Annotated in this window: 12 protein-coding genes; 2 read left to right on the top strand and 10 right to left on the bottom strand. The window is 50.8% G+C overall.

All coding sequences use genetic code 11. From position 1 onward, the window contains the following. Positions 1 to 447: 447 nt before the first annotated feature. Positions 448 to 597: a hypothetical protein gene (locus ACO0LG_RS00405; RefSeq protein ID WP_423022251.1), complete on the bottom strand. Its 150-nt coding sequence runs from the start codon at positions 595 to 597 to the stop codon at positions 448 to 450. Positions 598 to 1,527: 930 nt separating this feature from the next. Continuing rightward, entirely contained in the window at positions 1,528 to 7,257 is a 5,730-nt protein-coding gene (locus ACO0LG_RS00410; protein ID WP_423022253.1) for a hypothetical protein, read from the bottom strand. A gap of 204 nt (positions 7,258 to 7,461) precedes the next feature. Here ACO0LG_RS00410 and upp point away from each other — a divergent pair, with 204 nt between their 5' ends. Both upp and ACO0LG_RS00420 read left to right on the top strand, forming a co-directional pair. Then, on the top strand, positions 7,462 to 8,094 hold the full coding sequence (upp, locus tag ACO0LG_RS00415) for a uracil phosphoribosyltransferase (protein ID WP_423022255.1): 633 nt from the start codon (positions 7,462 to 7,464) through the stop codon (positions 8,092 to 8,094). Positions 8,095 to 8,136: 42 nt separating this feature from the next. Beyond that, complete coding sequence (locus ACO0LG_RS00420) at positions 8,137 to 9,303, top strand: pyridoxal phosphate-dependent aminotransferase (protein ID WP_423022257.1); 1,167 nt, start codon at positions 8,137 to 8,139, stop codon at positions 9,301 to 9,303. A 27-nt stretch (positions 9,304 to 9,330) separates the two neighbouring features. On the opposite strand, the gene ACO0LG_RS00425 is transcribed toward ACO0LG_RS00420, so the two are convergent. The 8 genes from ACO0LG_RS00425 to ACO0LG_RS00460 form a co-directional block, all read right to left on the bottom strand. Beyond that, positions 9,331 to 10,794, bottom strand: coding sequence for a DUF3999 family protein (locus ACO0LG_RS00425; RefSeq protein ID WP_423022259.1), 1,464 nt, complete (start codon positions 10,792 to 10,794; stop codon positions 9,331 to 9,333). Beyond that, a complete protein-coding gene (locus tag ACO0LG_RS00430) occupies positions 10,791 to 14,738 on the bottom strand; it encodes a DUF2339 domain-containing protein (RefSeq protein ID WP_423022261.1) in 3,948 nt (1,315 codons plus the stop codon). The genes ACO0LG_RS00425 and ACO0LG_RS00430 overlap by 4 nt, the downstream gene beginning before the upstream one ends. A gap of 263 nt (positions 14,739 to 15,001) precedes the next feature. Continuing rightward, on the bottom strand, positions 15,002 to 15,406 hold the full coding sequence (locus ACO0LG_RS00435) for a hypothetical protein (RefSeq protein WP_423022263.1): 405 nt from the start codon (positions 15,404 to 15,406) through the stop codon (positions 15,002 to 15,004). Next, entirely contained in the window at positions 15,406 to 16,503 is a 1,098-nt protein-coding gene (gene zapE / locus ACO0LG_RS00440) for a cell division protein ZapE (RefSeq protein WP_423022265.1), read from the bottom strand. Before zapE ends, ACO0LG_RS00435 begins: the two co-directional genes overlap by 1 nt. Before the next feature lie 179 nt (positions 16,504 to 16,682). Continuing rightward, complete coding sequence (lpdA, locus tag ACO0LG_RS00445; RefSeq protein WP_423022267.1) at positions 16,683 to 18,110, bottom strand: dihydrolipoyl dehydrogenase; 1,428 nt, start codon at positions 18,108 to 18,110, stop codon at positions 16,683 to 16,685. 75 nt (positions 18,111 to 18,185) lie between these two features. Then, complete coding sequence (locus tag ACO0LG_RS00450; protein WP_423022269.1) at positions 18,186 to 18,518, bottom strand: PspC domain-containing protein; 333 nt, start codon at positions 18,516 to 18,518, stop codon at positions 18,186 to 18,188. Positions 18,519 to 18,551: 33 nt separating this feature from the next. After that, a complete protein-coding gene (gene odhB / locus ACO0LG_RS00455; RefSeq protein ID WP_423022271.1) occupies positions 18,552 to 19,814 on the bottom strand; it encodes a 2-oxoglutarate dehydrogenase complex dihydrolipoyllysine-residue succinyltransferase in 1,263 nt (420 codons plus the stop codon). Positions 19,815 to 19,875: 61 nt separating this feature from the next. Next, the gene (locus tag ACO0LG_RS00460; RefSeq protein WP_423022273.1) at positions 19,876 to 22,731 is read right to left on the bottom strand and encodes a 2-oxoglutarate dehydrogenase E1 component; all 2,856 of its coding nucleotides are present in this window, start codon (positions 22,729 to 22,731) and stop codon (positions 19,876 to 19,878) included. Positions 22,732 to 22,840 lie beyond the last annotated feature (109 nt).

Raw genomic sequence — 22,840 nt, forward strand, 5'->3', positions numbered from 1 at the left:
ATGAAGCGTTTCAAGTTATCAAGTCCGCAGTGTTTGCGTAAAATCACCACTATAGTTTGCAAAACTGCCGCCCTCCCTGTCAGGCAGTGAGTCGCTATCGAATTTCAATATGGCGTCATCTAAAACACAAGGCGTAGAATTTTTGGCCTTGGAATTACATCCGGTACCATAGCTCACTCATCAAACACCGATGCCTACAAGTCAAAAGCCACGCAAATGCGTGGCTTTTTGTCCAGACTATACAGACTTTACTTCTACTTAACGACTACCCGCCAAAGCCAGTTGAGTGGTTGTGGCCTTACTACCATCTTCTGCCTGTGCGGGTGCAGAATCAACAAGGGCAGCAGCTCATCACTCAAATGCAAACTGCCATCTGTTTTCTCGACTGGCGCTACCTGTTCAACCGCAGCTTTTTTTGATTCACTGCGCGGAAAGCGGTTGCCCCACTCAAAGCAAAATCACTGAAACCGGCAAAAACTGCAATGCCAGCGCACAACAACAAATCTGCGATGACAGATGGACGCAGGCGGAAGCGTTTTGCACTTCATCTTGCTGAACTGTCACGCCATAAGCCACGCTGATCAGTGCTGCTGCCATCATTTGCTCAACCTGTTGGCGCCATTCTTCCGATGGTTGTCTGTTACTGAGCAGTTTAGTGATCAGCGCTTGTGCGAATTGCTCCGCTTCCCACAAAAGATAGGGCCTTACATTACTACATTAAAGAAATGTGTGAATGTAATATCTACCCCTTTTTTCGCCCATCACCTGGACGCAACGCGGCACTGAGATGCTTCTGGAGTAGCTGTGCTAATGGGCGAAATCCAGCTTGATGTTTCGCCAGATCCACATGGGTGAAGCTGCGATTCACGCAACCACACGTTGAAGCAAAAGGCACGATGGCATTTTGAAACAAGCGTGTGGTGGCGTGGCAAATCTGATTGCGGTGTGTTGAGAGTATGTTTTTCGACTACTTGACTATCGGGGACTAATGGGTAACCCGGTCTTTACAGTTGGCAGGCATCATCAATCTTCAGATTCACCATCAACTTGGTCCTTTTCAAAAAATATGCGTTTAATAGAATAATAAGCAACAACGAACCATAAAACTACTACAACAGGAATCACATAAGGGCCAATATCAATATGAAAAAATTTATGCAATATTATCAATGGCAATATGAAGATAAACATGGCCGCAAAAACCTCATATATGCGGAGTAGTGAATTAGACTTTTTTCTCATATTACATATTACACCTCGACTGCTTGACTACCGAGAGCTAATGGGTGACCCCTTTTTTTAAATCAAGGACTTAAATTTGTTTCTTAAGATATATCTACCCCTTCTTCCGCAGATCAACTATTATTTTTATTCTTTTGACACAAACAGCCTCTTGTAAGAGATTGGCTCATATCAAGAAAACTGTGCCCAGACAAGTCGATTATTAGTGTCAATAAAATAAAAATGCCGCGCAAACATGCGCGGCATTTTTATTTAAATATTTATTGGGTTAAATAAAATTTTACATTAACGATTACCTGCCAAGGCCAGTTGTGTCGTAACGGCTTTACTACCTTCTTCCGCCTGAACCGGTGCAGCATCAGCGGGAACAGCCAACTCATAAGTCATGTGCAAACCAGTATCCACTTTTTGCACTGGCGTTACTGGCGCTACTTGCTCTACCGACGCTGTCTTTTGGCTGATTGCACGGGAAGCTGCTGTGCCATTCAAGGCAAAACTATTGAAGCCGGCAAAACCTGCGATACCAGCACATAATAACAAACCAGCAATGACAGATGGGCGCAAGCGGAAGCGTTTTTGCACCTCGTCTTGAGCAACTGTCGCATCGTAAGGCACAGTGATCGGTGCTGCTGCCAGCATTCGCTCAACCTGTTGGCGCCATTCTTCTGATGTTTGTCTATTGGTCAGCAGTTTGGTGATCAGGGCTTGAGCCAGTTGCTCTGCTTCATGATGTTCGGCTTCCAGCGTTTGTTTTGCCATTTCTGTCTCAGCTTGTAATTCTTCTTGCTGTTGCTGTATGTGTAGTCTGTTTTGTTCTTGCCATTCTCTGGCAGACGCTAATGCCTGCTCAATGAAAGCCTGGGCTGCAGCTTCTTGTGCTGCGCGTTGTTGCAACATGGTTTGCAATTCTGCTTCGTCGGCAGCTTGTTTTTCCAGCTGCGCTTGCAATGCCTTTTCATCGGCGATGCGTTTTGCTGCTCCATCTGCCAATGCTTGCTGTTTTTGCTGAGTTTGTGTTTCAACAGCGATCAATTGCTGTTGCAGTTCTTCTTGTAAAGCAGCTTCCAGGGACAATTGTTCTTCGAGTTTGGCTTGCAGCGCACTTTGCTCTTCCATGCGTTTGGCGACAGCAGCGTTGAGTGCCTGTTCTTTCTCCAGCTTTTGTGCTTCAGCAGTTTCCAGTTTGCATGTCAATTCAGCTTGTAATACTGTCTCTACTGCCAATACTTGTTCAGCCTGTTTGAACAAAGCATTTTCTTTTTCCAAGCGTATAGCAAGGCTTATGGCGAGCGCTTGTTCTTTTTCTAGTCTTTGTGTTTCAGCAACTTGAAGCTTGGATGCAAATTCGATTTTCAGTTCCGCCTCTGCTGCCAACGCTTGCTCGGCGTGCGCTAACAATGTGTTTTCTTCTTCGACACGTACGGCTATCGCGACGGCCAGGGCTTGTTCCTTCTCCAGTCTTTGCGCTTCCAAGGTTTCAAGCTGGCTTTCTTTCAGTAATTTGGCGCGCAGTTCTGGCAAGGCTTGTTCATTGGCAGCGATTTGCAGGGCTGTAGCTTCAGCAATTTGACGTTCCAGCGCCAGTTTTTCTTGTTCCAGAGCGTTGGCGGTCAACAGTTGTTCTGCACGTTGCTTACTTTGTTCTGCCAGTTCTGATTCCAGACGTACACGTTCTTCAGTCGCTGCAATGACCAGACGCTCAGCTTCCATTTTTTCTTCTATGAGGCGCAAGGCATCCTGCGTCATTTGCAGGCTATCCATCTCCATCTGTTTTTGCTGCTGGATGGTGATGATTTCACGCTGCGCCAATTCTGCACGTTGTTGTTCTGCTTGTTGCAGGATGAACAGTTCCTCAGCACGAGCCTGAGCTGCTTCAGTGGCTTGTTGCTCAGATATTGCCAGTGCATTTGCCAACTCGGTTGCCTCTTTTTCACTTTGCAGCCGTGCCTGGATAGCGACATTGGCGTCTTGCTCCGCATTGGCGCGAATTTCACACAGGCCCAGGTATTCTTGCTCAGCCAGTTTGCGTTGCTCTGCCTCTTGCGCTGCTTTTTGTTCGGCAGCCAGTTTTTGCTGTACCAGGCTCAGTGCTTCAAGTTCGCTGGCAGCGCGCTGGTTTTCAGTCATCGTCAGAGCTTCAGCTTCGCGCAATCTGGTTTCTGTCGCTTCTGCAGCCAGACGCTGTGCTTCTGCATGTTCTGCGGAACGGGCCAGCAATGCTTGCTCAGCATTGGCCAGACGCAATGTGGCTTCCAGTGCTTCTTGTTCTTTATAGGCACGTTCGCTTGCAGCTTCTGCAAATTCACGTTCAATCGACAGTTTGGCTTGCAGGGTGATTTCTGTGGATTCCTCCTGTTCCAGCTTAGTTTTCAGTTCAGCGCTAATTTGTTGTTCAACTGCGATTTTTTCCTGGCTGGCGCGGCTCAGTTCCAGCAATAAGGCTGTTTTTTCTTCCAGCGCGACGGCTGCCTGACGTTTGATTAATGCTTCCTGGGCCGCTTGTGCCAGCCATTGTTTTTCGGTTTCGTTGAATTTCTCTGCCAGTTCGCGTGCTTGTGCTTCAGCAGCCTGGCGCTCAGTGATCAATTTGTGCTGCGCTTGCTCTGCCACCAAGCGCGCTTCCGCTTCTGCGGTAGCTGCCAGCTCAGCTTGTTGCTTGGCTGTCAGACTATCCAATACGGCTTGCTCAGCAGCGACACGTTGTTGTTGTGCAGCCAATAATGCCTGCTCTTGTTGCAAGCGTTGGGCCAACAATTCAGCCATCAGGCTCTGTGCATCAGCATGCGCAGCCAGTTCCTGAAACAGGGCATTTTCTGATGCCAGTGTTGCTTCGGTTGCTGTGCGGATGATTTTTTCTGCACGGGCACGGGCTTCGGCAAACTGCCGCGCTTCGGTTTCGCTGGACAAGCGGCTTTGCACGTCTTGATGTATTTCTGCTTCAGCTTGCAATTTGGCTGCTGTGGCATCCAGTAAGGTCTGATCATCCGCCAGACGTTGTTGCAAGACAGCATCAAGTTCAGCAACTTTTTTGTTCTTTTCAACGACCAGCTCATGCGCTTTGTGTTGGCTGGCAGCATAGGCTTGCGCCTGGATTTGCAATGCTTGTTCAGCTTGCAGCTTGGCGACCGCCAATTCATTGGCTTCTTGCTCTGCCCTGGCCCTGACGGCTGCGGCTTGTGCATGTTGCTGCTCTGCTTTTGCTCTGGCAGTCGCGGCTTCTGTCGCGATTTTTTCTGCTGCCAGTTTTTCGGTAGTTGCTTTTGCTTCCAATTCAGCTGCATCTGCTTTTTGCTTTTCCAGTCTGGCTTGTTCTTCCAGCGCCTGGGCTGCCTGTTGCTGCGACTTCGCTTTTCCTTGTTCAAGCTGCGCCAACTGGGTTGCAGCTTTCACCCTTGCTGCAGCTGCGGTTGCTGCTTGCTGCTCAGCTTTGGCTTGCTGATTGTTTTGTTCCAGCAGTTTTTTCTCTTCTGCAACTTTGCTTTCCATGGCAACACGCAAAGCTTGCTCGGATTCCAGACGTGCCAGATGCTGATCGCGTTGCGCTTGCTCTACAGCTGCCTTGGCTTGCAATTCTGCTGTCAGGCGTTTTTCTGCTTCCAGTTTTTGCTGGACCAGGCTCAGGGCTCTTTGCTCGGACTCTGCCCGCAAGCGCAAAGTCTTGCCTAATTCCTCAGCTTCTAGTGCCTTGGTTTGTGCCAATACTGCTGACTGCTTTTGCAAATCTGCATGCTCCTGCATTTTTTGCAGGCGTACTTGTTCTGCAGCAATCATGGACTGACGCGCTGCGCGGGCTTCTATCTCTTGCTGCTGACGTGCATTCAAGACATCGGTATGTTCGCGGTCAGTTTGTGCGCGGGCGATGACTTGCTCAGCAGCTGATTTTTCTGCTTCCAGTTTGTCTTGGGCGGCTCTTGCAGCCTGTTTTTCTGCTTCCAGATGCATTTGTTCTGCGCGCGCCATTTCTGTGGCTTGATGGCTAATCAGCAAAGCGACCTTGGCTGCCTTGCATTGAGCATCTTTTTGCAGTTCTGTTTGTTCAAGAGTAGTTTTTTCTGCATCGAGTGTAGCTTCCAGCGCCAGTCTTTCTTCACGTTCTGCTTGCTCCCTGGCGGCGGCTATTGCTTTAGATTCCTCTTCGGCGCGCAGTCTGGCTTCGGCTTCTTGCTGGGCGGCTTGTTCGAGTTGCAGTTTTTCCTGGGTTGCCTTCAGCACTTGTTGCACTGCATTGGCGCGGCGACGTTCTGCCTGTAGTTTTTCTTCCTGAAGTTCCATCGCTTTCACCTCATCATTAGTGCGTTGCTGTTGGACGCGCAGAAGTTCGCTGGCATCTTGATTTTTTCTGGCAGCGGCTGCGGCCATTTTTTGCTGCAATTCCACCTGTTCCATGGTTTTTTCAAGGCTCAGTTTTTCTGCCACACATTCAGATTCCTGCGCCACTCGACGTGCATGCTCTGCTTGCTCTTGCATGCGCAAGAGTTCAGCGTGAGACGATTCAGCTTTTGCTAAAGCTTCGGCTTCTTCTGTCATTTTGCGTTCGGCAGTCAACTTTTCTTGCAATGCAGCTGTGGCTTTTTGCTCTGCTGCGGCACGCAATTTTTCAGCCAACATCAATTCCTGGGCTTTTTTGGCTTTGTCTGCGGCTGCCAGGTTGGCACGTTTCAACAATTCAGCCTGGAAGGCGCTGGCGCTTAAGGCTTGTTGCTCAGAATCGGCTTTTTCGCGGGCATCTTGTACAGCCTGCTTTTCGATTTCCACACGTTCTTTAGCCAGCGTGGCAGCACGCTGCTCTTCTATGACACGCTGACGGGCATTGTCGGCAGCTTCTTGCTCAGCCAGACGGCGTTGACGGGCCTCTTCTGCCAATACAGCTTCAGCACTTTGCCTTGCCCGGGCTTGCATGTCGGCTTGTTGTTCATTTTCTATACGCGTCATGGCGGTTGATTGCAGTTCGCGCTCTGCGCGTATGCGTGATTCGGTCACCATGCGGATTTTGTCTTCTGCTTCACGTCGGGCTTGGGCTGTCGCAGCAGCTATTTTTTCTGCCTGTTCGCGTTTGTTGGCAGCGATACGCAGGTCTTCTTCTGACTGCATGCGCAATTGTATAGCTTCTGCCGCCCTTCTTTCAGACTCCATCCTGGCCTGGGCGATTGCTTCCTGACCTTGCTCAAGGGCAACGCGTGCCAATGCGTCTTCACGGGCACGCAGCTCTACCGGAGCGCGGTTGATGGCATATTCCAGCGCCATGGCTTCGGCTTGATCGCGTTCTTTGCTGATTTGCAGGGATTCGCTGCGGACTTTGGCCAGCATTTCTGCAGTTTCGCGGGCTTCGCGGTCGCGTTTTTCGCGTTCGCGTGCCAGTTCGGTGATGCGGGCATCAGCGCGAGCGCGCTCTTCTGCCTGTTGGCGGGCAGATTGTGACGCAGCAAAGCGCTCTGCTGCCCAGTTGCGAGCATTGGCTGTTTGAGTGGCGAGTTTTTCTGCTTCGGCATGTGCTTGAGAAGCCAGTTCTGACTCAGCCTTGAACTGGTGCTCGGCTTTTTGTATGGCTTGCTGTTCCAGTTTGGCGCGTTGTTCTGATTGTTCACGGGCCCGTGACTCTATCAGTGTGCGTTCTTGCAGATTCCTGGTTTCTTCGGCAGTAGCGGCAATTCTAGCTTCACTGGCAGCACGCGACTGGCGCTCTGCCATCAATTTTGCCTGGGTACCGGCAACAGCTTCTTGTTCCAATGCCAGTTTGCGCTGCGCCAACTCGGCTGATTCTGCTTCTGCCTGCGCCCTGGTCTCTGCCAATGCCCTGGCTTGAGATTCTGCTTTGAACCTGGTTTCTGCTGCTACAGTGGCTCTGGCTTCTGCCTCTACCCGCGCGATGGCTTCACGAATACCTTTCACATCGATGCGGGTATTGGACTCAATTGCCTCTTCTGGTGGCAAATAATCGTCCTTGCGATCGCCATGGCGATCGAGGGAGTAGTCTCCCAGAGATAATTTATTTAACAACGCCTGATTGCTGTCCATTCTGCACTCCTGATCTGATAGTCGTTCACCGTCATTGCGGGCCCTGCCATGCCGGAACTTCTTATAGTGGATTATCAATCAAGAAAAATTTGACGATGGCTGGATCAGAAGTGGAAAAACACCTCAATTCCTGATTTATCCGTTTCCCTTAATGCTGGCTGGGACGTAAAATAGCGGTCAACTCAACATTGCCGGAGAATTACCTTGAACGAACTCGTCACCGAAATCAGACACCCGCTCGTGCAGCACAAGCTGACACTGATGCGCAGCAAGGACACACCTACCGATAATTTCCGCCGCCTGTTACGTGAAATCAGCCAGATGCTGGCGTATGAAGTTACTCGTGACCTGCCTATTGAACTGGTGAAGATAGAGACACCAATCACCACCATTGATGCGCCGACCATCAGCGGCAAAAAATTGTGCGTGATTTCTGTATTGCGTGCTGGCAATGGCATTTTGGATGGCATGCTGGATTTGCTGCCAAATGCACGCGTAGGCCACATCGGTCTGTACCGTGACCCGGAAACACTGGAGCCAGTCGAGTATTACTTCAAAGTGCCAGAAGATATCGCTGACCGCCTGGTGATCGTGGTTGATCCTATGCTGGCAACCGGCAATTCAGCCGCTGCAGCCATCACCCGCTTGAAGCTGCGTGGCGCAACGACGATCAAATTCGTTTGCTTGCTGGCCGCACCTGAAGGCATCAAGGTCATGAATGTTGCTCATCCTGATGTGCCTATCGTCACTGCGTCTATCGATGATCACCTGAATGAGCATGGTTATATTGTGCCAGGCCTGGGCGATGCTGGTGACCGTTTGTTTGGTACTAAATAATCGCTTTATATTAACAGTTATAGTTTTTGAAGAGTTTCACTGATGACGACCACTGCCCGCTTCGTACCTGAGTCTAAATTGCCCGAAGTGGGCACCACCATCTTTTCAGTGATGTCTACCCTGGCAGCAGAGAAAAAAGCGGTCAATCTTGGTCAGGGCTTCCCTGACTTTAGCTGCGACCCTGCTCTGCCTGCCCTGGTAGCGCAGGCCATGACGGATAATTACAATCAATATCCGCCCATGCCAGGCATGCCGCAATTACGCGAGCAGATAGCCGCCAAGATCAAAAACATCTATGGGCACGCTTATGATGTGAATACTGAAATCACCGTCACAGCCGGTGCTACCCAAGGCATTTTGACGATCTTGCTGGCCTGCGTACATGCTGGCGATGAAGTCATTGTCATTGAACCTGCGTATGACAGCTATGTATCGAGTATCAAGCTGGCAGGTGGCGTGCCGGTATTTGTCAGCATGGAACTGGGTGCAGATGGCTACACTATTCCTTGGGATAAGGTAAAAGCCAGCATCACGGACAAGACCCGTTTGTTGATGCTGAATTCACCGCACAACCCTACCGGATCGGTGCTAAGCGTAGATGACATCGCCACCTTGACAGATATCGTGCGTGCCACCAAGGTCTTGATCGCCTCAGACGAAGTGTACGAACACATGGTATTTGATGGACAGCATCATGAATCGCTGTCGCGCTACCCTGAGCTGGCAGAGCGCAGCTTCATCATTTCCAGCTTTGGCAAAACTTATCATGTGACAGGCTGGAAGGTCGGTTATGTGACAGCACCGGCAGCACTGATGGCAGAGTTTCGCAAGGTCCATCAATACAATGTCTTTACCGTCAATACACCTATGCAGGTGGGACTGGCGCAGTATATGAGCAAGCCTGCTCCGTATCTGGAGCTGGCGGACTTTTATCAAAAGAAACGTGATTTGTTCAGAGCTGGCCTCGCCAATTCACGCTTACGCCTGTTGCCATGTGCGGGCACTTATTTCCAGTCAGTTGATTACTCAGCGATTTCCGACAAGACCGAGCTGGAATTTTCCCGCTGGCTGACGACTGAAATTGGTGTGGCAGCCATCCCGGTGTCTGCTTTTTATCAGCAAGGCAAGGAATCTGGCATCGTGCGCTTTTGCTTTGCCAAGCAGGATGCCACTTTGCAAGACGCTTTGCAGCGTCTGCAAAGCATTTAATTCCCCTCGAAAGACCTGAGAAAATACTCAGGTCTTTGCCTTATCTTCAGACATATTCTTCAGCAGGGACCATACCATCCCGCCCAATAATAATAAACCAACACCTAATGCAGCCCATAACCAGGGTTTGTGCTCTTTGGTGGGTGTTTTTTCAGCAACTGGTTTGACCGCAGCCTGAGGTGCGACATAGTCGGCAATTTCTACACTGGCGATATCAGCCTGCACTGGCTTGCTCAAATCCATTTTCGGAATAAGCGTTGTCAAAGGTATTGCAGCACCCTCTTTGTTCTCCACTCCCCATTCCAGCTGATACGGCGGTTTACCGCGCGCCAGAAAAACCAGCCTGCGCGGCAAACTGGCGATCTGTATCTCTGGCAGGGTTTTGGCCAGCTTGCTATATGGATTATCAGTCTGCAAGCGCAAGGTTTTATAACTGGCACCATCCATGAGTAAATCAGGTGATTTGACTTCGCCATTCTGCAAATTGATTTTATAGACCAGGCTGTCATTCAACCAGACTTGTTGATCTACCACCTGCACTTCAGCATTGCGCTTCTGATTTCTTAAGACATGCAGAGGATATAGTGGGCTATGTCTGTGATGATACGAGGACGCCGGTGCAGTTGTCGTCGTCACCTGCACCAGCACTGTGATATGTAGCAAGGTGTTAGGCTCGCTGACCAGAAGACGCAGGCTGTCTATCGGTGTATTGTCCGGAATGGAATAATCACAGTAACTTGCACCACAGGCTTTCACAGCAATTGGCTTACTCCATTGTAAAATCGGTGGCGTGTAGACTTCTTGCTGGCTGTCTATACTGACATTGTCCAGCCAGGGAGCATTTGCAGGATTATTCCAGCGCAGGCGCAAATACTGTGCACTGACATGAGGTAGCCTGATGGCGAGATTCTGCAACATAGAACCCTGGTGGCGCAATTGCACCAACTGTTCACTACCCAGCGATTGCCAGTTTTTCAGATCGTTACTGCCTTCCAGCGTGAAACCGAACATACCATCCACCTGCTCGTTAATGCTGAACCTGGCCTGCAATAACTTGCCTTTGATCTTGCTGACATCAATAATCCAGGCAGGCACAGGATTTTGCCTGGTGATTTTCACTTGCGACAAAGCGGTCAGTGAGCCATCTGCATTTTGCCGAAAGCTGCTGAAGCTGCTGCTTTGTATATCTTTTACAGGAAACGCATTGACCGTAGTACTCTCAAGCTTGGCAGTCGCCGTTTCTACGTCTGCCCAGGCAAAGGACAAGAGATCACCTTCGGCATTACGCACACGCACATCATGCAGATCAGGATGCAGGCTGCCAGGATAAATAATGGTGGGTATGTCCAATTGAAAATACGGGCCCGCTCCAGTGCTAGAGATGACTGCATGCTTTAGCTGCGGACTAATCGCCTGTGCTGCAACGACAGCGGAAGCTATCGCACAGGCAGCCAGCAATGACAATTTCAATTTCAGCTTGCTGATACTCATGACGCCTTCTCCTGATCTTCTGGTGTGTCGTCATCCGCGGATACTGCAGCCACCTGCATTTCTTTTGGCTTGACGGGCACAGGGGCAAAATAACCAACCACCAGCAACAAGATACCAACACCGATGAAAGAGACGATACGGTATAAGCCGCCACGGTCTGCCAGTTCTATCAGGAACAGTTTCAATACCACGACACCCAGCAAGGCAGCACCAGCTATCCAGATACTGCGTGACATACGGCGGTTACCAAACAACATCACAGACACGCCACAAATTGCCCAGGTAATGGAAACGGCTGCCTGACTCAGGCGCGAAGCAAACAAGGCATCTGCATCCCAAGGCACGCCGGCAAAATGGTGGCAGCTACGCAAGACCATGCCTGTCAATAAAGCCAGGGCTGTAGCGGCTACCAATGCTGTTGCAGCATGTTTGGTGTCTGTTTTGAGTGCAGCCACAGGCAAAGCGCGCCACCAGTGCAATAAGGACGCCAGCACCAGCCATTGCCCCAATTCCAGCGGGTTCAGTAAAGGCAGATAAGGCAAGGGGCTGGCATCGCCCGCGCTGAAGGCATTGGTCAACCAGCACCATGCCAGCAAATACAGGGCAACGGGCGCGCATGCCTGCTCTATGTAGGCTTTACGGTAAGAATTAAGCGGCCACCTGCCTGCGAGTGGCTTGGCACCAATGAACCAGAAGACCAGCGCAGGCACCAGCACCCAACCCAGTAATGGCCAACTCGACCAACTATCAGCCAGCGGTGCAAGGCGTGCCTGCCCTTCGCGGGCTGCCAATAACAGGAAGAACCAGAAACCTGCGATATGCGTCAGGCCCAAGAGTCGGGGCAATGTTGCCATCCAGTTTTGCTGCTTTTTCAGTATCTGCAAATGCCATGCCAATGCCAGCGGCCAGGCCAGCCAGCCCAGGTTTGCCGATGGCAAATAAGACCCATCCGCGCCGACCATACCTATCAAACCAGCAAAAATCAGTAAGGGTAAAGTAACGATGGTGGTAAAACCCATTTGCGGCCATTGACGCCAGCCTGCCAGTGCTGCCATCAGGACAGAACTGACCAGACCTATCACGATCGCAACGGTCGAAGAATAATTGCGCTGATCTGTGCGTACCAGGGCTTCCAGACTTTCAGGGAACCAGGCACTCAACCACCATGCCAGCCCCCAGACAACTGGCATACCAAGCGCCAGCTTGCTATTGCACCAGAGATTGAGCCAAACCGATGGCCATTTTTGCCCCGACGTATTGACTTCATCCGATGTTGCAGCATGACTAAACTCACTCAAGTCCAGCAACACGGCACGCATTCTGGCAGCCTCAGCCCGAATCAGATCAGCACTGAGCCACGCAGACACAGCCAGCGACAAAGGTACCAAAAAACCCAGATGTGCAAATGCCGTGCCCTGGTATTTGCCAGGTTCCACCAGACACAAACCAGCAGCAATGACTTGCAAAGCGGCGGAGAAACCTGCCAGCGCACCATGCGACATGCGCAAACCTACCCATAGCAAGAGGCAGGCAGTTAATGGCCAGATCAATGATGCCTGCGTCAGGTTGATGGCAAACAGCATGGCCAGATGCAATAATGCGCTACCACTGACGATGGCCACCTGGTTCCAGATTGACCAGGCTGGCGGTAAAGATTGCGCCTGTGCAGCCCGCTTGGCTGCCACCATGGAACGCCCTGCACTGAACAAAATGCTGCCAGCGATGATCAGGGCAGCCAGGCCACCTTTCCAGCCATCTTCCAGCGCAGCATTGCCATTAGCGGCAACATGCAGGGTCAGCATGAAAGACGCCAGCGCGGCCGCCTGCAAAGTGGCAGAAATATGTTCAAAAGCCTTCAGTACATAACGACGGGCAATGGCCGATACCAGCAAGGCCATGACAGCCATAGCCGCAGCTGCAAACTGTGGAACCAGCACCATCCAGGGCAATAAAGCCAGTGAAGCTGTACCCAGCCACGGCAAGGCGGCATTTGGCATGGCCTCCCAGCTTGCAATATTCTCTGGCTTAGCTTTTCTATGCAGATTCCAGACCACAAAGCAGCTAATTGCCAGCAAGACCGGCCCCAGCAAACCGCCCTGCAACAATGGTCCAGTGGGCTCGGGATTGATGTAGATACCGTGCAAGAGCTTGTAAGCTGCGCCGACCATGACGACATAAGCAAAACCGCGTGCATAAGGTCGTTGCTGGCGTACGCCCAGCCAATACATGCCTGCGCCCTCAATGGCCCAGGCAGCACCTGTCCATGCACCTTCCAGTCCCAGCGGTATCGCCAGCGTGGCAAAGATGGCAGCAACGATGACATAGGCTTCGGCCAGCAAAGCCAAGCCTTGTCTGGCCTTCGAAAAGACAAACCTGGCCAGCAGCAAATAGAAGAAACCTACCGCCAGTGCAGAAAAGGCTGCACCAAACTCTGTATGTTTGACCAGCATGTATTGCATGCCAAAGGCGGTGATGGGATTGCCAAATACCAGAGCACTGTCGACCCGCCCTACCCGCTTCAGGGTAGCCAACGGGCCTTCTTCAACTTCCGCTTCTTTCAGGGTGCGGCGGGCGAACAGCAAGCCTATCAGGGCAAACAGGACAAAGAAGAAAATCAGGAAAGGTTGAACAATGCCGTATTGGCTATCAGTATAGTTTTGTTCTGCCCAGCCCAATGCCAGGGTGAAGGTACCGACAAAACCGATCAGGTTCAGCACGCGCCAGGCATTGAACCAGGCAACCACGAAGATACCTATATCCAGCACGGCCATGTATGTGAACAAACCTAGCGGACGGTTTTCACCAGTGGAAATCAAAACAGGGGTCGCAAAACCTTCAATTGCAGCAACAATGGCTAGCACCGGTGCATTTTGCAAGACCGCCAGGATGGCACTGAGAACAGACACCAGGAACAGGAAACCGAAGCCGACATCAGGAGAAATCAAGGCATGCAATTTCATCGCGGATAGCGTAGTCAGGTAAAACACACCTATCGCCATGCCTTGCAATATCAAGGCATAGTCGCGGCGCTTGCTGCGCAAGAACCAGCCCAGCGCCAGCAAGATCACACCAGACAAAGCCACGCCTGCGTAGCGCAATTCCACCGGTACCGTGACCCGCTCTGCGGTATAGCGCAGCAAGAAGGCCAGGCCCAGGAACAAGATCAGGACACCGACTTTGACCAGCGCATTACCACCAAAAATCAGTTTCGCCAGCGGTGCAGGCAAGCTTTCTCTCAACGTTTTTGGAGGCGATGGTGGTGGGCGTTTGGCAACTGGCGGTTTTACGATGGCGGGAATTACTCTTGGCACTTCAATTACCGTAGCTGCTGTAGCTGCTACAGGTGCCAAAGGTTCTGCTGCCTGCACTGCTGTCATTGGAGTGACTTGCTCTGTAACGACTGCGGGGATTTCTTTGACAAGAATCGCTTCTTCCAAAGGCTGTATCTCGAGGTCCAGTGCTGGTGGCTGCGCATTTTCTTGCGTGCCCGCGGCAGCTTCAGTCTGTGATCCAAATGCCCTTGTCAGCGGCACAGCTAAGCGAGCGCTGGTGTCGGCTGATTTTGCGTCAGCAAGGGCTACCTGGGGTTCTGCCACTGCTTTTTCTTCTGTAACTGGCTGGCTTACCGGTTCTGGCTGTGGTGCGACATTATTGATAATTACGCCACCGGCTTTGAGCTCGGCCATTTCACGTTCCAGCGTTTGCAGCCGATGTTCAAGTGTGAAGATTTTCTGGCGCATCTCTGCCATTGCATCGACAGGTTTGCTTTGCGCAGGCTGGTGTACCAGTTTATTCGCCACCAGCTTGGTGTCGGTATTAGTCTTGCGCGAACTAGCGATCAGATATCCGACAAAACCACCCGTCAAAGCAAAAAAGAACATGGCAGCACCAGAACCGGTCGCCACGCCCAGAATAAAGCCGATAATTGCGCCCACAAACCACATATATCATTTCCTTGGATTACAGTATGCCAATGCGGCTAACGCCAGACTGTAAGGAAATTTTTAGAGACTTGCAATACTTATATCGCAGTGTGGGACGGGATTCCATATTCAAATATTGCCGCAGACAACAGGCGGCTATCGCTCAGAGACAGTGCGCCAGTAGTGCTACCCCGGTCTCAGCAATTGAAAGCGCCGATTGCGCCTTCAAATAGCGGCATTTGAGCAGAGAAAAGACTTACAGCCAGTTACAAATCTCTCAGCAGTCAGGGCTTGGCCTGACGTTGCGCCAATTCTCTGTCAAGTTGTTCTATATGGAGCTTACGCTGCAAGGCTTTGGCTTCCAGGGAAATTCTCTGCAGGGCAACGATATATTGACGGCGCTTTTGTTTAACGTCATTAAGACAATCATTGACAAAAAATGTATCGTGACAAGCCCGCTCAGACTGTTCGTACCAGCTTTGCAAACGCAGTTGTGCTGCATTACTTTCTTGCAGGGCAAGCTCGGCTTGTTCCGCACTGCTGATACTACCTGCTGCATATTTTTGATCCAAACTGGCAGACAGATTCGCAATCTGCGTCAGCTCGGTGCTACCGGGCGATGCCAGCGCATGCGAAGCAAATATCATTTGCGCAAGCAATGCGAGGATTACAGGCAATAAACGATTCATCAGGCAATATTCTCCGCAAGTTGGCGTTGGTCAGCATCCATGTATTCTTTTGATTGCATTTCTATAATACGTGATACTGTTCTGTGAAACTCATTAGACAAGGTACCGTTGGTATAAAGTTCCTCAGGCGGCACTTCTGCCGACATAATCAGTTTTACTTTGTTATCGTAAAACACGTCTATGAGCCAGGTGAAACGCCTTGCTTCGGAAGACATGGCTGCCGACATACGCGGAATAGACGACAAAACAACGGTATGAAAACGACTGGCGATTTCGAGATAATCATTTTGTGAACGTGGACCACCACATAAAGTAGCAAAGTCAAACCAGATCGCACTGCCTGCACGACGCAAGGATTTTAGTTTGCGTCCCTCAATATCGACTTGTGGGTCTTCATCACTGGTTTCTGCGACCCGTGCAAAAATATCGCGCAAAGTCTTGTCCGTAGCAGCACTCAATGGTGTCAGGTAAGCCTGCACTTGTTCCATCGCACGTTTGCGGTAATCATTGCCGGAATCGACATTCAGGATATCGAGTTTTTCTTTGAGCAAGGCAATCGTTGGCAACATACGGTCGCGATGCAAGCCATCCGGATACAAAGTATCAGGCTGGTAATTGGATGTCATGACGAAAGAAACACCGTTTTCAAACAGGGCATTGAGCAGGTTATACAACAGCATTGCATCTGCCACGTCAGACACATGAAATTCATCGAAACAAATCAGACGGTATTTCTTGGCGATCCTGCGCGCCACTTCATCCAGCGGATCTGCTACGCCTTTGAGTTCATCCAGCTGTCGGTGCACGGCGCGCATAAACTCATGGAAATGCAACCGGGTTTTTCTGACGACTGGCACAACAGAAAAAAAACTGTCCATCAAAAATGATTTGCCACGCCCGACTCCACCCCACATGTAGACACCACGCGGCACTTCAGGTCGGGTGATCAGGCGGGTAAATTTATTCGCTCGCTTACCCTTGTATTCCACCCATTCTTCATAGGCCGTCTGCAAGCGGTCAACCGCGCGTTTTTGTGCCTCATCGGCCTGAAATCCGCGTTGACTCAAGGCATCCTGATAATACTCTATGACATTCATGGGTGAGGGATACTATCTTTGCTGGCTTGCCTGCGCATGGCAAGCGGGTAAAAAGCGACGCACCCTACCCCAATCAAACTGAGGGCAGAGTGCGCTGCCGATGTGGGCGCGATAATGCGCCCTCTTTCAAAAACCGCTTAAATAAACTTTCAAACAAGCGATCAGACATTCAGCCTGAATCAGAAATTGAGTGAACGCTTGTCAACTGCCAACGCTGCTTCCTTCGTTGCTTCAGACAACGATGGATGTGCATGGCAAATACGGGCGATGTCTTCTGCCGATGCCTTGAATTCCATCGCCACCACGGCTTCGGAAATCAATTCAGATGCCATAGGACCAACGATGTGTACGCCCAGGATTTCATCTGTCGTGGCATCTGCCAGGAACTTGACCATCCCTGAAGTATCACCCAGCGCACGGGCACGGCCATTTGCCATAAACGGGAAAGTACCGGCTTTGTAAGCCACGCCATCTGCCTTCAATTGTTGCTCAGTACGACCGACCCATGCAATTTCTGGAGATGTGTAGATGACCCATGGAATGGTATTGAAGTTCACATGACCATGCTGGCCAGCGATACGTTCGGCCACGGCAACACCCTCTTCTTCTGCTTTATGCGCCAGCATAGGGCCGCGTACCACGTCACCGACTGCCCAGACATTCGCCAGGTTGGTTTTGCAATCCCCATCAACTGCGATGAAACCACGTTCATCGAGTTGCAGACCAACAGCTTCCGCATTCAAACCATTGGTGTTAGGTGTGCGGCCAATAGAGATAATCAATTTATCGAATACGGCTTTATGTTCAACGCCCTTGTCATCAGTGTAGTTGACGGTCACATCTTTGCCGCCATTGACGATTTCGCCAATCTTGACGCCCAGATTGATGGACAGGCCTTGTTTGACAAACAGTTTGTGCGCTTCTTTAGCGATTTGTTCATCCACAGCACCGAGGAAAGTTGGCAATGCTTCCAACACTGTCACTTCAGCACCCAGACGACGCCAGACGCTGCCCATTTCCAGACCGATCACGCCAGCGCCAATAACGCCAAGTTTTTTCGGTACTTCAGCAATCTTCAGTGCCCCATCATTGGACAGGACCGTCTCTTCATCAAATGCCGCACCTGGCAATGCGCGTGCATTCGAGCCAGTCGCCACGATGATGTGTTTGCCAATGATAGTTTCTTCTGTCTTGCCTGCAACCTTGATTTCATAACCGGCAGCATCGCCTTTTACAAAAGAGCCATGGCCATGGAAGAAAGTGACTTTATTCTTTTTAAACAGGAACAAGATGCCGTCATTGTTTTGCTTGACGATAGTATTCTTGCGACCCAGCATTTTGGCAACATCCAGGCCCAGGCCTTGCACATTGATACCGTGGTCCGCGAAAGCATGACCCGCATGCTCATAGTGCTCGGAAGACTGCAACAGCGCTTTGGATGGGATGCAACCTACGTTAGTGCATGTACCACCTGGAGCCGGGCCACCTTTTTCATTGGTCCATGCGTCGATACAGGCAGTAGAAAATCCCAGTTGGGCAGCGCGGATTGCGGCGATGTAGCCGCCAGGGCCACCACCGATAACGACGACGTCAAATTGTTTGCTCATGAAAATATCCTGATTTTATATAGATGAATTTAGCGCCGAATCCAGTCGTGAAGTTTACTCTTCGCCATGTGGCTTTCAACTCTCTTCGGGGATGAAGATCCAGGCCAGCAAATAAGCCACTAGGCCTGCACCAAAGTAAAGGCTGAAAAAGACAAACATCAAACGCCATATCCAGGAGTCCAGTCCAGTAAATTGGCCTAGACCACCGCAGATACCACCCAGCCATTGGTCATTTTTTGACCGGCGGAATTGGTTCAGATGATTAAAACCCTGACTTTGGTCATTGCCGGATGTGGAAGTGTCACCAGTAGTCAGCAATCTGGCTTTGGCTTGTGCAAACTCTGCATCAGACAGGGCTCCTGCCTGATGCAGTTCATGCAGACGTTTAATTTCGTCAGCGATATTCACGGAATGATTCGCGCTTTGCGGTTTGTATCTGAATTACAGATCAAGCAACAGGCGGGCTGGATCTTCCAGCGCGTCTTTCATTGCCACCAGACCCAGAACTGCTTCACGACCGTCAATGATACGATGGTCGTAAGACATAGCCAGGTAATTCATAGGACGGATCACGATCTGACCATTTTCAACTACAGCACGGTCCTTGGTCGCATGCACGCCCAAAATTGCGGATTGTGGTGGATTGATAATGGGCGTAGACAACATGGAACCGAAAGTACCACCATTCGAGATGGAGAAAGTACCGCCGGACAAATCATCCAGAGTCAGCTTGCCGTCTTTGGCCTTGGCACCGAATTCACCGATTTTCTTCTCGATTTCAGCAATCGTCATTTGATCCGCATTACGCAGGATAGGTACTACCAGGCCGCGTGGTGAGCCAACAGCGATACCAATGTCGAAGTAACCGTGGTAGACGATGTCGTTGCCATCAACAGAGGCGTTGATGATAGGATATTTTTTCAATGCAGCAACAGCAGCTTTGACGAAGAAGGACATGAAACCCAGTTTCACGCCATGTTCTTTTTCAAACTTGTCTTTGTACTTGTTGCGCAAGTCCATGACGGGTGCCATGTTGACTTCGTTGAAGGTTGTCAGAATCGCGTTGGTCGATTGCGATTGCACCAGACGTTCAGCGATACGGGCACGCAAACGGCTCATCGGTACGCGCTCTTCCGGGCGGTCACCCAAGCTGGCCATTGTCGGCGCAACCACTTGTTGCAGCGCAGGCTTGCCAGCTGCAGGTGCGGCCAGAGGTGTAACAACTGGTGCAGCAGCAGGCTTGGCGGCAACAGCTGCCAGTGCATCACCTTTGGTAACGCGGCCGTCTTTGCCGGAACCGTCAACTTGCGCTGCAGTCAGGTTGTTTTCTGACAATATTTTTGCTGCTGCTGGCATTGCTACGCCGGCAGAAGATTTTGCATCAGCAGGGGCAGATGTGGCAGCCGCAGCGGCAACAGCTACTGGAGCAGCGGATACTTCCATAGGGCTTACTTTTGCGGCTGCGTCTGTATCGATAATCGCGATGATTTCGCCAGCAACGACTGTACTACCATCGCCTTTGATGATTTGTGTGATGACACCAGCATCAGGCGCTGGCAGCTCCAGTACAACCTTATCTGTTTCTACGTCGATCAGGTTTTCGTCACGGCCAACTGCTTCGCCAACTTTTTTATGCCAGGACAACAGGGTTGCTTCTGCGACGGACTCAGATAACTGAGGAACTTTTACTTCGATAATTGCCATTTTTTACTCTCCGATTCGGGTAGCCAAATGCGACATCAGCTTCTGATGCCGCATCGCATCATTATTTGGTCAGGACAAAGCCTTTGAGTTTGGAAAACGCCGTTTCCAGCAATGCTTTTTGCTGTGCATAGTGCTTGTCGTAGTAACCGACAGCTGGCGATGCACTGGCTGGACGACCTGCATAAGCAAGTTTTTGACCTTCTTCCAGGCTTTCAAAAATATTGTGCTGGATCTGGAACCATGGTCCCTGATTTTGTGGCTCATCTTGTGCCCAGACCAATTCCGCCATGTTCGGGAATTTCTTCAACTCAGCAACAAAACTCTTATGCGGGAAAGGATACAGTTGTTCAACACGAATAATCGCCGTATCAGACTGACCGCGTTCTTTACGGGCATTAACCAGGTCGTAATACACTTTGCCGGAGCAAGCGATAACACGTTTGACTTTCTTCGCATCAATCTTCTCGTCAACTTCTCCGATGACTGTCTGGAAGCTGCCTTTGGCCAGATCGGACAAAGGTGAGCCTGCATCTTTGTTACGCAGCAGGGACTTCGGTGTCATGATGACCAGAGGCTTGCGGAACATGCGTATCATCTGACGGCGCAACAGATGGAAAATCTGGGACGCAGAAGTAGGCTGAACCACCTGCATATTATTGTCAGCACACAGTTGCAGGAAACGCTCAGGACGGGCAGATGAATGTTCCGGACCCTGACCTTCGTAGCCATGCGGCAGCATCATGACCAGACCGGATGCACGGCCCCATTTCACTTCACCAGAGCTGATGAATTGATCGATAACGACCTGCGCACCGTTGGCGAAATCGCCGAATTGTGCTTCCCAGATAGTCAAGGTATTTGGCTCCGCTGTTGAATAACCGTATTCAAAGCCCAATACTGCTTCTTCAGACAAAACAGAATCAATGACAGTGAATGGCGCCTGTTTGTCAGAAATGTTTTGCAGAGGAATGTAGGTACCTGCATCCCAACGTTCACGGTTTTGATCATGCAAAACTGCGTGACGATGAACGAAAGTACCGCGGCCTGCATCCTGGCCCGTCAAACGGATTGCATAACCGGAAGAAACCAGGGATGCGTAGGCCAGATGTTCACCCATGCCCCAGTCCAGGTTCATGTCACCACGACCCATCGTAGCACGGTCACCCAGCACTTTTTCGACCAGGCTATGCGGTTTGAAGCCTTCTGGCACGACAGTGATGCGTTCTGCCAGACGTTTCAGTTCTGTCAGAGGTACTGCTGTATCAGCGGCATCTGTCCATTTGCGATTGAGGAAAGGAATCCAGTCAACAGCATACTTGTTTTTGAAGTTGGAGATGACCGGATCATGGGTATGCTTGCCCGCATCCATGGCATCACGGTAGGCCTTGATCATTTGATCGCCACCGTCTGCGGGGATGGTGCCTTGTGCAGCCAGTTTATCCGCATACATCTTGCGCGTGCCAGGATGCTGGGCAATCTTCTTGTACATCAAAGGCTGTGTCAGCGCGGGCGTATCTTGCTCGTTATGGCCCAATTTACGGAAACAGATGATATCAACTACGATATCCTTCTTGAATTCCATACGGTAATCCAGAGCGATCTGGGTTGCCAGGACTACGGCTTCAGGATCATCTGCATTGACGTGCATGACCGGCGCTTCAATCATCTTGACTACGTCGGAGCAATACAACGTCGAACGTGAATCGCGTGGATCAGAAGTCGTGAAACCGATCTGGTTATTGATGACGATATGCACAGTACCACCAGTACCATAGCCGCGTGTTTGCGCCAGGTTCAGGGTTTCCATGACGACGCCCTGCCCTGCAAACGCGGCATCGCCGTGTACCAGGATAGGCAGAACTTGAGAGCCATCTTTGTCACCGCGACGGTCCATACGTGCTTTGACAGAACCTTCAACCACTGGATTAACAATTTCCAGGTGGGAAGGATTGAATGCCAGCGACAAGTGAACCGGGCCGCCTGGTGTAGAAATATCAGACGAGAATCCCTGATGGTATTTAACGTCGCCAGCTGGCAAGTCGTCACCATGTTTGCCTTCAAATTCCGCAAACAAATCCTGAGGCATTTTGCCCAACGTATTGACCAGTACGTTCAGACGGCCACGGTGAGCCATACCGATAACGATTTCTTCGACACCACGCTCGCCGGCGCGCTGGATAGTCTCATCCATGGAGGCGATAAAGCTTTCGCCACCTTCCAGGGAAAAACGCTTCTGACCAACATATTTGGTATGCAGATAGCGTTCCAGGCCTTCAGCCGCAGTGAGGCGGTCGAGGATGTGTTTTTTCTTTTCAGGAGAGAAAGATGGTGTAGAGCGTATCGCCTCCAACTTTTGTTGCAACCAGCGTTTTTCAGTCGGGTCACTGATGTACATGAACTCAGCACCAATGGAACGGCAGTAAGTGTCACGCAGTGCGTTCAAAAGGTCGCGCAATGATGCCGTTTCTGGCCCGAAATAGGTATTGCTGATATTGAACTGTATGTCCATATCGGCATCGGTAAAACCGTAGAAACTTGGTTCCAGTTCAGGAATGCTAGGGCGCTCCTGGCGTTGCAGCGGGTCCAGATTGGCCCAGTGGCTGCCGAGGAAGCGATAAGCGGCGATCAGTTGTTGGGCAGCGACGCGTTTGCGTCCCATTTCAGCATCAGCAGTCGCATTGACTGTGCGTATCGGGCCTTGTTTGGCTCGTTCGGCAAACGATGCAATAACAGGTGCATGGGCAACGTCTGGCTTGGAAGATCCATCAACGGCAGGCACGTTTTGCATGGCATCGAAATACGCGCGCCAATTGTCAGGAACAGAACCGGGATTATTCAGGTACGCTTCATACAGTTCTTCTACATACGGCGCATTGCCGCCGAACAAGTACGAGTTAGCGTTATATTGTTGCATCATCTTGCTCACCTTTCTTCGCGTTTCGCGAGATTAGCGGGTTAATCTAACCTTCCGCGACACGGCCTGACCGGTTAGCGGATTGCACATCAAGTTGTGGGGAAGGGCTTAA

It is taken from the genome of Undibacterium sp. Ji42W, from assembly GCF_049340405.1.
Taxonomy (GTDB): domain Bacteria; phylum Pseudomonadota; class Gammaproteobacteria; order Burkholderiales; family Burkholderiaceae_D; genus Undibacterium.

Excerpts from the sequence above, each read along its gene's own strand:
- lpdA (WP_423022267.1), bottom strand. The coding sequence starts at position 18,110 with ATGAGCAAACAATTTGACGTCGTCGTTATCGGTGGTGGCCCTGGCGGC.
- ACO0LG_RS00425 (WP_423022259.1), bottom strand. The coding sequence starts at position 10,794 with ATGAGTATCAGCAAGCTGAAATTGAAATTGTCATTGCTGGCTGCCTGT.
- ACO0LG_RS00405 (WP_423022251.1), bottom strand. The coding sequence starts at position 597 with ATGGCAGCAGCACTGATCAGCGTGGCTTATGGCGTGACAGTTCAGCAA.
- odhB (WP_423022271.1), bottom strand. The coding sequence starts at position 19,814 with ATGGCAATTATCGAAGTAAAAGTTCCTCAGTTATCTGAGTCCGTCGCA.
- ACO0LG_RS00410 (WP_423022253.1), bottom strand. The coding sequence starts at position 7,257 with ATGGACAGCAATCAGGCGTTGTTAAATAAATTATCTCTGGGAGACTAC.
- ACO0LG_RS00420 (WP_423022257.1), top strand. The coding sequence starts at position 8,137 with ATGACGACCACTGCCCGCTTCGTACCTGAGTCTAAATTGCCCGAAGTG.
- zapE (WP_423022265.1), bottom strand. The coding sequence starts at position 16,503 with ATGAATGTCATAGAGTATTATCAGGATGCCTTGAGTCAACGCGGATTT.
- ACO0LG_RS00435 (WP_423022263.1), bottom strand. The coding sequence starts at position 15,406 with ATGAATCGTTTATTGCCTGTAATCCTCGCATTGCTTGCGCAAATGATA.
- ACO0LG_RS00430 (WP_423022261.1), bottom strand. The coding sequence starts at position 14,738 with ATGTGGTTTGTGGGCGCAATTATCGGCTTTATTCTGGGCGTGGCGACC.
- ACO0LG_RS00460 (WP_423022273.1), bottom strand. The coding sequence starts at position 22,731 with ATGATGCAACAATATAACGCTAACTCGTACTTGTTCGGCGGCAATGCG.